General features: G+C 66.3%; 3 protein-coding genes and 1 pseudogene. All 4 read right to left on the reverse strand.

What is annotated here, in order from left to right; translation table 11 throughout:
* Positions 1 to 113 precede the first annotated feature (113 nt).
* On the reverse strand, positions 114 to 386 hold the full coding sequence (locus tag ACZ4MU_RS34895) for a hypothetical protein (RefSeq protein ID WP_467883595.1): 273 nt from the start codon (positions 384 to 386) through the stop codon (positions 114 to 116).
* A gap of 732 nt (positions 387 to 1,118) precedes the next feature.
* On the reverse strand, positions 1,119 to 1,727 hold the full coding sequence (locus tag ACZ4MU_RS34900; protein ID WP_467883597.1) for an SMI1/KNR4 family protein: 609 nt from the start codon (positions 1,725 to 1,727) through the stop codon (positions 1,119 to 1,121).
* A 5-nt stretch (positions 1,728 to 1,732) separates the two neighbouring features.
* On the reverse strand, positions 1,733 to 11,992 hold the full coding sequence (locus ACZ4MU_RS34905; RefSeq protein ID WP_467883599.1) for a LamG-like jellyroll fold domain-containing protein: 10,260 nt from the start codon (positions 11,990 to 11,992) through the stop codon (positions 1,733 to 1,735).
* A gap of 921 nt (positions 11,993 to 12,913) precedes the next feature.
* Positions 12,914 to 13,262, reverse strand: a pseudogene (locus ACZ4MU_RS34910) (transposase family protein); the annotation flags it as partial.
* Between the last annotated feature and the right edge of the window lie 262 nt (positions 13,263 to 13,524).

A 13,524-nucleotide genomic window follows, 5' to 3' on the forward strand; every position in this document is an offset into this window, starting at 1 on the left:
TCCCACTCCGCGTTCGTCAGATCCCCACGGCCCATACAGACAGCCTGGCCTCAACACCCCACCTCTGTCAGGAGATCCGAGAAACAGTGCCTAGGGGGTAGCCGTGCCGGGTGTTACGCGTAGTGGTTGCCAGCAGGTCCCTGCCACGAGCTGGCCGCCGCCCAGCCCCGCCCCGGCATGCCCAGGACGGCCTCGGCAGTGCCGAGGGACACCTGGTGGTGTTGGCGGCGTCCGCGGTGCACGCTGCGCCGGGCCCGGCAGAGTTCACCTGGTGATACGTGGCAGTCGGGGCGGGTCACGCTGAAGGCGCCGTGCCGGTAGAGCCGCAGCGTCTCATACAGCGCGTCGAGGTAGGGGTCGGTGATCGTGCTGGCGGTGGGCCGCATCGCTCGCTCTCCTGTCGTCGGCCGGGCCGGCGACTGCAATCTCAGACGCCGCTCTCCTCGGCAGTGGCGTCGCTGTCTGTCGCCTCGCTGCCCGTGTGGCCCTTACAACGCCCTCGGGATCGCCCACCACCTCAAGGGCGAGCCCGCCTCCATCCACGGCTGGTGAGCTGCGCCGTTCGCCACGGTGGCGCACGGAGTGGTCGCCGGGGTCCCAACCCAGTCGCCGGATCCGGGACCCCTCGAGCTCGATCTGCCCAGCGAGCAGGGGTAACCCTCGCCGGCCTGATCGAGCAGGTGAAAGTGGGTGTGTACGTCCAGGGAGACCACCAGGCCGGTGCGAGGTCCTTTCGACAGCCAGTCCCGAAGCTGGTCGGCGAGCTCGTGGGCCTCCTGGAGGGGAAGATCGAGCCGTCCATAGGGGCTGCGGCGCCCGTCGGCTTGGGACATCGGGCGCCACCGAAACAGGCGTGAGCGCCGTCCTCGTACTTCCCCCAATGGCTGACATCGGCGAGCCCGTCGATCGACTCGCCGGACAGCCAGACGAACAAGTCAAAGGGCGCGGGCGTCCCCGAGGACCATGCCGCACCAATCAACCGGCAGGTCACCGAGATGGAACGGTCCCAATTGGCACGGCGGGCTTGGAATCCCCAACCCCTGTCTCCGAATACTGTTCACCTCACGGGCAGACGAGCACGTCAGCGCACGTCGGGTCGTCCGCTCCGGCAGCTTGGGCTACATGCCCCGGGGAGGGCCATAGCGAACAGCTGGCCTTTCATCTGGCGTCATGGGCAAATTCTGCAATTGCACGGGCCCAGGGTAAAAAGCACTGGACCCCGGTCCCGCCATCTCTTCACCCACCAGATAGCGGTACAGCCACTCGGCGAAGCTCATGGCGTACTCGAAGAACTCCCCCTCGCCATCTTCGATAAAGAACGAACCATCGCCTCCGGCACCCCGGGCCGCATAGAAGATCGATTCTCCTCGGTTGGTGCTGGCGAGTGGCACCAGCCCCTCTGGTGTACCAAAGGTCAATTTAGTGACCCCCAGAGACACTCGCGGGTCCCCGTCAACCTCTCCCTCGTCCCAATCAACCCCCGACCACGCCTCAGCCGTCCTTCGAATCGACTCCCCGAGGTTCCATCGCTCCGTTGCAGGATGATGGAGCGACAAGTGACCATTAACTCGAATGGGTGCGTATGCGTCGCTGATCGTCTTGAAGTCGCTCGGCAGGCTGATTCCGAGATCTTCTTCGAGATCCCTCCATGCCGCTGGATCTTCAAACCGGTACGTCGGTTCCCCAAGCATCTCCATCACCTGCCCGAGATAGACATTCCCTGCCATCCCAGTTACCTCCTCGGGCAGTTAGCGCTGCCCGTCGTCGTTCCACCTGTGGGCAATTGTCGGATCACACAGTGCTTTGATGTCCCATCCTCCACAACAGAGTAGTCATAGTCCAGCTCCGTAGGGATCCCACTGCCAGCGTTTCCATAGCGAGGGACGATACTGATCGACAGATGCTTACCCGACTTGACGGTGTTCCTGATGTCCTTTTCGACTCCGTGATTCAAATACGGCGTATTTGTCTCTTTGTATTCCGCAACGAGATTCCGCAGGTCGATTCCGGAGCCCGACAGAGCTGCGGGAATCAAGTGACCATTAGCAGAGTCATACCCCTGCATATTGATTTCCCTCATGCCCGGGGGTTGAGTCGAGCCATTCGTGTTAGTACCCGGAGCTTTCCGGTTCTTGTTGTAGTCAGTCATATCCAACAAGCCGTACACGCCCGTGGCCCGGCACTGGTAGCTCTGCTCGAAATTATCATAGTAGCGCTCACGCGGCAGATAAACGGCGTGCCCGGTAGGACTCAATCCTGGGCCGTCGTCACACCGATCATCATTGCGCATGCGGCCATTGTTCTTACCGCCGGGATTGTTGGCGGGTACCGGCATGGTTTCAAGCGTGCCGCCAGGCTGGTACTGCCCATTACTGAACTGGCTGAGGATATTCACTGCGGTGTAGGCGAGCTTCCAGCCGTCACCGGGCTTCCACCCGCCGTTCTTTGGATCCCAGTCCGGCTTGGCAGCCGGTCGGGGCGGTGCGGTCTTGGGGTGGGGGCCGTTGTTGGGATTCTGGTCGATCTTCGGCTTGGGGGGTCGAGTATGCGCCCGGGGCGCAGTTAGGGGGTCGTGGCCCAAGCGGCCGTGCCCGACCCCGGTGGAGCCTGGATACGAAACCCCGTAGTCGATATGTCCCCAGGTGTAGCCATCCCACCGCAGTCGGTCAGCCTGAGCGCCAAGCGAGGACGACATGTTCCCCGCGTAGTCCCAGCCAAGGGCAGTGGAGTATGAGCCAGTATATGAACCGCTATCCGCCCAGCTCCAATACGACCCCATGCTGCTGTCGTATCCACCGAGCCTAAGGTGACTAAGCTGCTGTGAGCTATAGCCTGCTGCCCCGAGCATGGCGATCAATCCATCGCTCAAGCCGCCAACGCAGGCGACAAGGACCGGGCCAACGCAGTGTCCACTGGGGTCGGTTCCATTCAGGGGTGTGGCGTTGCCATACAGATAGCGGTTGGCTGCTGCTGCTGGCGTCGGGTCGAGCTGCCAGGTGTCCCTGGAATTGAAGCTGCCGGTTCCTGGCTGGTACCAGCGGGCGGCCATGTTGACATCGCCGGAGGCCGGGTTGGTCCAGCCGGACTGGTAGCCGAGGGCGGGGGCCGTGCCGGATGTGGCCGTTTTCTGGCCGAACGGGTCGTAGGAGGTGGAACCCGTTAGGGACTTGCCGTCTGGGGTGAGGCTGGCGACGAGGTCGGTGTGCTGGTCGGTGACGGCCCACTGCCTGCTGCTGCCGTTGGCGATGCCAAGCAGGTCGCCAGCAGGGGTGCGGGTGTACTGGCTGGTGCCGTCGTCGGTGAGGTTGTTGGAACCTCCGTCGTAAGTGAAAGAGGTGGTGCCGCTTTGGCGGACGCGGTCGAGGGAGTCATAGGCGAAGGTGGAGGCTCCGTCGCTGATCTTGCGTTCAAAGGCGTCGAAGGTGAGCGAGCGGGCGCTGCTGGACTGTCCGGTCACTGCGGACAGGGTTCCGCGGGGGCTGTAGGTGTAGGTCGCTGTGCCGTCGGCCAGCAGGCGGTTGCGTTCGTCGAACGTTGAGGTCGCGTTGCCGACCTTGGTGCGGTTGCCCGCGTCGTCCCAGCTGTATCCCGTGGTGGTGGCTCCGGCGGTCCAGGAGGTCATGCGGCCTGCCTGGTCGTAGCCGTAGGTGTTGTCAGCGGCTCCTGCGGTGCCCTTGGTGTTCTTCTTCGTCAGGCGGTCGTCGAGGTCGTATCCATAGGTGGTGGAGGCTGTTTCGCTCGTCGCCTTCGGGTCAGAGATTCTGTCGCTGGTCAGGCGGCCGAGGTTGTCGTAGCCGTAGGTGCGCTGTGCTGAGACGACGGCGTCTGCCCAGCTCTTCCCGCCGGTGGGTATGAGCGCGTACTGGTTGGCCGTGGGCCGGCCTGCGGCGTCGAAGGAGGACCAGATCTGGTTGCCGGTGAGGGCGTCCTGGGTCCAGGCGCTGCGGCCTGCGGCGTCGTAGCCGTACTGGGTGGTGCCTTCCTTGGTGGTGCGCCGGGTCATGTTGCCGTCGGCGTCGTATGTGTAGGCGGTTTTGCCGCCTGGGCCGTCGGCGGTCAGCAGCTGGCCGCGGTCGTTGTAGGCGTAGGTGTTGCGGCCCAGCAGGCCGTCCGTGCCAGCGGCGGTGATCCGGCCGTCCAGGTCGTAGGTGAGTGACCGGGCGGTGGTGGCGGCTGCAGCGCCGGTACCGGTTTCCGCGGTCATGCGGCTGAGGGCATCGAAGGTGCGTTCCCGCTTAACGCTTCCGGGCAGCAGTTCGGCGGTGCTCTGGCCCGCCGCGTCGTAGACGGTGGTCCAGGTGCGGTCGGCGGCTGCCGGGTGGGCGGTGGTGGCGGGTTCGATGGTGGATTCCGGCAGGTTCCACGGTGTGTAGGTGTACGTCGTGGTGTTGCCGCGGCCGTCGGTCAGACGGGTGCGGTTGCCTGCGGCGTCGTAGCCGAAGCGGGTGGTGATGCTGTGGCCGTCGGTGACGGGTTCGGACTGCTGGGTCAGGCGGCCCAGCGCGTCGTAGCTGTAGGTGGTACGGGCGCCGGTGGCCGAGGTGGCTGCGCTCTTGTTGCCATCGGCGTCGAACTCGGCCGAGGTGGTGCGCAGGATGTCGGAGCCGGTGCCGTAGTCGCTGCGGAGGGTTGCGTTGCCGAGGGCGTCGTAGGCCGTGGTGCTCTTGCGGCCGGTGGCGTCCAGGGTCTGGATAGTGCGGCCGAGGCGGTCGTAGTCAGCCTTGGTGGTGCCGCCCAGGGGATCGGTGACCGTCAGGACCTCGCCTGCCGGATTGTAGGTGGCCGTGGTGGCGTGTCCGGCCGGGGTGGTGGAGGCTGCCTGGTTGCTTGCGTCGTCCCAGGTGTAGCGGGTGGTGAGGTTCTGCGGGGTGGGGTAGCGCTCCACGGTGGTCGCGGTGAGCTGGCGCCCGAGTTCGTCGTAGGTGGCCTCGGTCCTGGCTCCCGTCGGGCTGGTGGCCGACAGTTGCAGGCCGGTGGGCGTCCAGGTGGAGCGGCTGACGCCGGCGCCGGTCAGGGAGGTTGCACTGCCCAGCGGCTGGTTGAGGTCCGTCCCCGTGGTGGGGTCGGTCTTCGTCAGGATGTGGCCGATCTGGTCGTAGGTGAAGGTGGTGCTGCGCCCGAGGGGGTCCGTGCTGGTGGCGATACGGCCGAGGGCGTCGTAGCGCGTGCGGGCTGTTGCGGTGATCTTCGTGCCGCCGGGCGGAGTGTAGTCGGGCAGGGTGGTGGCGACCGGGCGTCCGAGCTTGTCCAGCTCGGTGCGCGTGATCGCGCCGCGCGCGTCCTGGCTTTCGGTGGCTTCGCCGAAGGTGTTGTATCCGGCGCGCGTGCTGGCCTGAACAGCTTGCGGTGCACCACCGTTCTGCTCGGCCTGAGCCGGGGGCGCTGTTTGCTGGACCAGGCGGCCCAGGGCGTCGTAGCGGCTTCGGGTCGTGTAGGCGTTGGCGTCGGCGCCTGGTGAGTTGCCTCGGGGACTGACCTGGGCGGTCACCAGGCCACGCTCGTCATAGGTGCTGGTGGTGACGCGGGTGGTCGATCCGTCGCTCAGCGTGGACTTGGTGGCGTTGCCAGCCGCGTCGTATTCCGTGGAGGTCGTGAGCTTTTTGCCCGTCCCGTCGATGGCGCGGGTCTGCTCGGTGACGTGGTCGTCGCCGTCGTAGGCGTAGGTGGTGCTGCGGTTCAGGCCGTTGGGGTCAAGGACGGTGGCGGTGATGCGGCCGAGGGCGTCGATGGTGTGGGTGAGGGTGGTGCGGCCGCCGCCGCTGACCTGCTGGGTGAGGTGGCCAGCGCCGTCGTAGTTGTTCGCTTCCAGGACGATGTCGTGTTTGGTGCCGTCGGCCTGCGTGACCTGCTTGGCGGTGGTGGTGGCGGGCAGGTTGTCGTCGAAATAGGTGTAGGCGATGGTGGCGCCCATCGCGTCGGTCACGCTCGCCAGACGCCCGGCGGGGTCGTATGCCTTGGAAACCATGGTGAGGTCACGGATCTGGCCCGAGGGGTCGCCCGTCCAATCCTTCAGGGTCGTTTCCGCGTGCTGGCCGCGCGGGGTGTACGCGTAGGTGTAGGTGGTACCGGCGGCATCGGTTTGACGGTTCAGCCGGCCCAGGGCGTCATAGCCGAATGTGGTCTGGTTGCCCGCAGCGTCACTCAGGCTGTCGTTGAGCCCACGGTCGTCGTAGTGGTTTGCAGTGACGCGCTTGAGGTCGTCGCCAGCAGTGTCCTCGGTGCTTTCGCTGAGGAGGTTGCCGTCGTCATCGAAGGTGCGGCTGATTTTCGCGGCGTGCGTGGCTCCGGTGATCTCGTTCTTGACCGCGGTGCCCGACTCGCTGATGACGCGGGAGAGGGAGTCGTAGGCATAGGTGGTGCTGACTCCGTCGGGGAAGTCCTTGGAGACCTGGGTCTCGGATGTCTTACGGCCGAGCCCGTCGTAGGAATACTTGGTCACCAGCCCGGAGGGCGCTGTGGTCTGCGCGATATCACCGTTGGCGTAGTACTTGTAGGAGGTTTTGGTGCCTGCGGGCGTGGTCTTGGTATCGACCAGGCCTGCCGGGACCGTGCCGCCGCCTACGGCGGGCTCACTGCCGACGGTGTAGCTCGTCATTGCCTTTCGGCCGTCGGCGAGGGTGACGGCGGTCGGCAGGCCTAGGGAGGTGTAGGCGGTGGTCGTCTTGAAGCGGTTGTCGGTGGCGTTCGTTGAGCGGGCGTCCCGCACAGCGACCGGCTTGTCGTTGCTCAGATCGTTGGGGTCCGCGGCGTTGAAGTAGTAGTCGGTGAACGAAGTCCAGCATGCGTTCACGTCGCGGCAGGTGCTGGTGGAGATGGTGTTGCCGCGGGCGTCGTGCCCGGTGACCGTGGCGTGGCCGTTCGGGTCGGTCACCGTGTTCAGGAAGCCGCCGGTGTCGTAGGCGAACGCGGTGCGTGCGCCGGTGGCGTCAGTGGTGCTGAGGGGACGCTGGCCGCGCAGCATGTCGTAAGTGGTGCTCTGGCTCTGTCCCAGCGGGTTGGTCACGGTGATCGTCGAGGCCAGCGCGGAGGCGCTGGTCGAGCGCATCGCGCGGTAGTGCGCGCTGACCTGGCTATCACTCAGAGCATGGCTGAAGATGGCGGCTTCGGCGAGCTGGCCGGTGAAGTACCGGGTCGCCGTGGCGCCGCCGTCCCAGCCGACGCTCGAATATCCGGCACCGAGGTAGGCGCGTGTCACCGTTTCCGACTGGACGGCACCGGCCAGGGTGCCGACCTTGACGCCGTCCAGGTAGAGCGACTGACCGCTGGAGGATCCGGTCAGGACCGCGTGGTGCCACTCGTTGTCGGTCACCTTCTCCGGTGACTTGATCGCCGTGGGCCAGCCGGCCGTGTTCCGCAGACGCCCGCGCAGCAGACCGTCCGAGTCGACCACCAGGACGGGGTCCCAGTTGGTGGGCACCGCGCCCAGGTCGGCGTTCTGCAGGCCCAGCAGGACACCGGGCTTGGCGGTGCGGAACCACAGCTCGGCGGAGGTGTCGGTGGGGCTGCCGAGGATGTCCATGGGCAGCTTGACGCTGCCGTTGCCGTTCAGGCTGATCGCGGTCCGGTCACCGGTTCCGGCAGGGCCGGTGGTGGCCAGGGTGGCGTTGGTGTAGGTGCCATATCCCCCGTAGACGGCGATCTTGTTGCTGGCCTGGGTTCCCTGGGTCTCATCCAGCGGCCAGTACTGCGAGGGTGCGTCCGCAAGGACTGCTCCCTGGTAGGTGCTGCTGCTGCCGGACACCAGCTTGGTGCGGGCCCGGTAGTGGTCCGTGACCGCCTGCTGGGGCAGTTCCTTGGTGTAGAAAGCGGCTTCAGCGAGCTGACCGGCGAAGTAGCGGGTGGCGGTAGCGCCTCCGTCCCAGGCATCACTGGAATATCCCGCGCCGAGGTAGGCGTGGGTGAGTGTCTCCCACTGGACAGCCCCGGCCACTGTGCCCAGCTTCACGCCGTCCAGGTACAGCGACTGGCTAGTGGAGGAGCCGGTCAGTACTGCGTGGTGCCACTCGTTGTCGGTGACCTTCTCGGGCGACTTGATCGCGGCAGGCCAGCCGCTGGTGTTCCGCAGACGTCCGCGCAGCAAGCCGGTGGAGTCCACGGCCAGGATGGGATCCCAGTTCGTGGGTGCCGGCGATGCACCCAGCTCCGCGTTCTGCAGGCCCAGCAGCACGCCCGGCTTGGCGGTGCGGAACCACAATTCGGCGGCGAGGGCTTTGGAGGTGCTCAAAGGTGTGACAGGGACCTCTACGGCTCCCTTGGTTCCGTCCAGGGTGATGGCTGTGCTGTCGCCGTCGGCGAAAATGCCGGGGTCGCCTTGCAGGACTCCGTCGGTATAGGAGCCGTCTTCGCCGCTGGCGATTTCGTCGGTGGCGACCGCGCCGCCGGGCTCGCCCAGTCGCCAGTAATCGACCGGTCCGGAGGCGCGTACGGCTTCCGCGTACGCGGCCGAGCCTGCCGAGTAGGCGGGCGCGGACAGCTTCCAGGTGCCGCCCTTCTGGTCGGTCACCTCGCTCACACGGTCCGTAGCGGCGTCGTAGGCGACGGTGGCGTGCACACGACCGGAGGGGTTGGTGACCTTGATTATCCGGCTGGTGGCTGCGCGGGCCGCGAAGTGCTCGGCAACCGTGCCCTGGGTCAGGGGGTGGTGGTACACGGCGACGTCGTCCATTTGGCCGGTGAAGTGGCGTATGCCAGCGGGGCTGCCGTCCCAGGCGACGTTGGAGTAGCCCGCGCCCAGATAGGTGTAGGACTGGTCGAGGTGGTCGATAGTGCCGTCGAGCGTGCCGACGTGGGCGCCGTCGAGGTAGAGATCCTGTGTGGTGCCGGCGCCGGTGAGAACGGCCTGGTGCCATTGGTCGTCGGTCACTGTGGCGGTGCTGGTCATGGGCTGGGCCTTGCCGGTCCAGTACTGGCCACGCAGCTTGCCGTCGGTCCCGATAGCCAGGGTGGGGGTCCAGTTGCCCGGCGCGTCATCCTCCACCGGCCGGTTCTGAAAGCCCATCAGCACACCGGGCTTACTGGTCTTGAACCACAATTCCACCGACAGGAAGGTGCTCGTGCGCAGCGTGTTTTCGGGCAGTTCCACGAAGGAGGCGGTGCCATCGAAGGCTGCGGCGGTGTTGTTGCTGGAGTCCAGCGCGCCGGGTCGCCCGAGGTCCACATCGTGGTACTGGGCATTGTTCAGTCCGGTTGCCGAGGGCGCTTCGCTGGCCGCCGTCGCGCCCTCGCTCTCGCCCAGGCGCCAGTAGGAGACCGGTGCCTCGTCCAGCACGCGGGCGCGGTAGCGCGAGCCGTCGCCGTACTCATAAAGGGTGCAGGCGGTTGTGGAGGCGGGCGGGCACACCTTCGTCAGGCGGTCACCGCTGTAGGTATAGGTCCACGTCAGCCCAGGCACATTGGGGCCGGGAGCGCTGGTCGTCACGGAGGCGACATGTCCGTTCGCCCCCCAGGTGAAGGCCAGCGTCCGGCCGGAGGCGGCGTCTGCGACCGACTTCAAGGGCTGCGGGTCGCCCTCAGCGGGATGCGACACGTGGTGCTGCTGCACACGGCCCGCGCTGTCGGTCACGCTCTGCAGGTCCCCGGACTCATTGAACTGATAGACCACCCCGGAGCGCAGCCGCAGCGTCCAGTAGCTGTACTCGCCTGCTTCCCTATGGACCGTGAGGGTCATGGTGTTCCCCGACGGGCCGGCGAACGATCCGTCGGGGTTCTTACCGAACTGGATCCGAGAGCCGTCTTCCATCGTGACCTTGACGAGGGAACCCGGCGCGTCCCAAGGGATTCCATCCAAGCGCATGTCGAAGAGCGACGCCCAGCCCAGGCCGAACGCCGTGTTGGTCCGTGAGTCAAGGGAATTGTAGGTACGGGTCACGGCCAGCTCCGGGCCCACGGACGGCATGGCCGCGTCCGTGGAGGAAGTGGAGTAGTTACCGGCCCGGTAGCCGAACTCGTGCCCGTCATCTCCTCCCAGGTGGGAGGTGAGCGGGGGCTGCGGGACCTCGGGGGTCACGAAAGAAGGCCCGGGCCGCGTGGAGGAATCCTTGCCGTCGTACGCGTAGGAGTACCAGGCGTAGCGCTTGCCCCACGTCAGCCAGCCTGCGGGCACTGCCCACTGCTGCGCGCTGCTCCGCGCGCCGCTGCGGCAGTTCACACGGGCGTCCTTGCCGTTGACCTCGCATACTTCGAAGGAGTACTGGAGGGAACTGGGGTAGTGGTCGGGGTCCTTGCCCTGCGCCCACAAGGTCGGGGTCACCGAGCTGACCACAACGCCGCTCGCCGGGGCCTCGGCCATGAGGTACGGCGGAAGGTTGACCGCGTCGAACTTGATCGCGTACCCCGGGACGCCTTCGCTGTTGAACGCGGCAATTCCGTAGTCGTCCATGGTCCACACAAGCGTGTAGGTGGCCGGAGTCAGCGGAGCAATCTTGGCATCCAGCGTGACGCTCGAACCGGGAGCCACGTCGTTGGGCATGGGGGTCCAGCGGATCTTGGCGGCGTCCCGGATGCGGTTGCCCGATGCGTCATACAGGTCGTACTTCAGCTTGATGTTGCCGCCCTTGAGCCACGTCTGCTGGCCCCGGTTGGTGACCGTGACCTTCATCGCGCCCTCGGCCGTCGCGGTCACCGGGGCAGTGAATCCACCGACCTGGTAGGCGGCGCCGTACTTGGTCCAGGTGACGTCCAGGCTGGGCTTGCCTCCGGGGTAGTTGGCCGAGCCGAACTGCTTCCAGCTCTTGCTGTCCGTGACGGACGCCTTGACCGCGAGGCCATAGTTGCTCTTGCGGCCGTGCGTCCAGTCGTCGACCAGCTGGCGGCCGTCATCACGCAGCGGAATGCTCTCCCAGGCGGCGGCGCATGCCCAGTTGTTCGTGTCCGGCGGACGCCATCCGTGCGCGAAGCTCTTGGACGCCAGCGCGCTGCCCGTCGAGGGCCCGGGGTACTTGGTGGTCGTCTGCGCCGACCAGTTGGAGGTGATCGGGTGGATGGTGACCGGCTTGGCGTCACACGAGTACGACCACGTGTTGTACAGGCTCAGGCTGGCGTTGACCACCCAGGCGTTCTTGAGGGTCTTCTCCACTCCCGCAAAGCGCAGCAGGCCCAGGGCCTTGCTGTCGCCGCCGTTGGGTGTACCGACCTTCATCACCGTGTCACTGGTGAAACTCTGGTTGTACGGCGACTGGAGGTATGTGGCCACGGTGGCGTCGAAGCGGCTGACCGAGGGGTCGACCTTCACCGGAAAGACCCGCGCGGGATCCGAGAGCCACTGCTGATCCAGTGTGACGACCAGAATCTGTCGCCCGGCCTCCTCCGCCAGGCTGTAGCGGACGCCGGTGGATATCTGCCCCTGGTTGGTGTTCTCGCCGACCTTGGCGTCCTCCATCCAGCCGGACGGCATCCACGCCTGCACGGTGCCTGTGCCATCGACAAATTCAAGGCCGCCGCTGTCGGCGAGTCGTGCCCTCACCCCGTTCAGTGCGAGCGGGAAGCGCCACTGGGTGGGTGCGTCCTTGCTCTTGAGGACCAGGGTCTCCTTGACCGAGTCATTGCCCGCCAGCAGTTCCAGATCCGCCGCCGTGCGGATCCCCGGGTAGCGGATCAGACTGCCGTCCGTGCTGCCCCTGACCGCCGCAGCCCCCTCGACCTCATACCCCACCGACACCGTGTCCCCGTAGGCGATCTGCACAACCGGGTCGCTGTTCGCATAGTCACCGAATGAAATCGGGGACTCCGTCGCGGCAGGCGCCCAGCCCTGGTCGGACGCGGACATCGTGCGGGGTCCCGCCGAGCGGGCCAGACGGGTGTCCACCGCCTTCCACTGGCCATCAGCACTACGGAAGTTCACCGGCTCGTCGTAGAAACGCGTGGTCCGCGTGCCGTCCTCATTGAGATACGTACGCGCCTGCCGGTCCCGCTCCCCCACCAGCTCCTTGCTGTTCTTCGCATCGAAGCCGCTCGGAGCGGCATCCGGCGCCTCCACTGGCTGTGCCGTGCCCATCACCGGCGCGGCAGGCACTCCGCTCAGCGGCGATCCCTTGGGCAGCCCCGCGTCCTTGGGCAGCTCACCCGGCGCCCTGAGAGCACTGCCGTGCCCACCCGAGGCATCCGCGTCCGTGTCCTCGCCGGGCACACCGTGCCCGCGGCCGCTCGCCGAACCCCAGCCCTGCCCCGGGGCCTTCCCCGCCGGCACTGAACCAGCTGGCACAGCGGCCATCACCGCCTGCTGTGTTCCAGCGAGCACCGCCATCAAGAACGCGATAAAAAGCACAAACGGACGTGCGGTACGCACAGCGAACAATCCCCACCCAAAGAACGATCAAGAGAAACATGTTTTACAAGCAGACGCATCAAACACACAAGTCACCCATAGCCTCTTCTCCAATTCGTTACATTCGCAACCACCCGCCGCGAGTCGATCCAGCACAGCGGCCCGGAACCCATGGCAAAGCCAACTCGGCACACAGGACGCGCAGTTACTGGGCCCGGACCACCTGTACGCAAACGCAATGAAAGGAGCACTGGCTCCCCGGCGGATCAGCCCACCCGCAGCCGACCAGCACGTCGCCACGGCCGAGGTCCCCTGTGCCCGAGCAGCGGCGTTTCCTCGAAACATGTCGAACCAGGGGCTGGAGCATCGGCGCGCCTAGACTCCTGGCCGTGGGGGCGAGCGACGCGACGCGCGCCGCCGCTCCGGCAGACAACCGCCCGCTCGATGCACTACTGAACCTCGACAGCAAGCGGACGCCACAGCAGCCCCTCCCATCCGTCACTGCCCCGCTCGATTCAGGTAACGTCTGTTCGCGGCGGGACGGCTCTCGCGACGGTCACCTCCGCAGATGGGGTGTTCGGCTGCCGGCGATCAGTCTGAGAGGGTGTTTCGTCCTGTTGTTTCATCCCGGATTACCGAGTTGTGTGCGGTTTATGCCCCGCGCCATGTGGGGGTGGATTCGGCGGTGAGTCTGCGGGTCATGCGGTTGATCATCGCGAGGTGGATCATGGCTTCGGAGCGGTGCGGGTATGCCTCGTAGTCGTGGGCGGGCGGCGGTGGTTCATCAGCCAGCCGAGCGTGCGCTCGAGGGTCCACCTTCGTGGCAGGGCGGTGAATCCTCTGGTGGTGGGTCGCGGCGGGCGATGTGCATGTCGATGCCGCGGGTGGCGGCTTGCTCGACGAGGTGTTGGCGGTATCCGCCGTCGACCGAGGTCTTGCGGACGGTGGGATGGTCGGCGGCGATCTTCGCGATGAGGGCCCGGCCGGCGATGGAGTCCCTGCTGCGTCATGAGCGACTGGGTCCACAGCCGCTATGTGCGCCACCTCGCCGGTTCGCCTGCGTGAACACCGGGGAACCCCCGTGTGAGACCTGTGACGCACCTATATAGGGTGCAGGACGTACAGCGCGGTACAGACCAATCGCGCCATTTCACGACAGCTGGGGGGCTAGGCACTGTTTCTCGGATCTCCTGACAGAGGTGGGGTGTTGAGGCCAGGCTGTCTGTATGGGCCGTGGGGATCTGACGAACGCGGAGTGGGAC

Source organism: Streptomyces sp. NPDC026377, assembly GCF_055567715.1.

Coding starts and splice junctions, on each gene's coding strand:
- ACZ4MU_RS34900 (WP_467883597.1), bottom strand. CDS start 1,727: ATGGCAGGGAATGTCTATCTCGGGCAGGTGATGGAGATGCTTGGGGAA.
- ACZ4MU_RS34895 (WP_467883595.1), bottom strand. CDS start 386: ATGCGGCCCACCGCCAGCACGATCACCGACCCCTACCTCGACGCGCTG.
- ACZ4MU_RS34905 (WP_467883599.1), bottom strand. CDS start 11,992: ATGGGCACGGCACAGCCAGTGGAGGCGCCGGATGCCGCTCCGAGCGGC.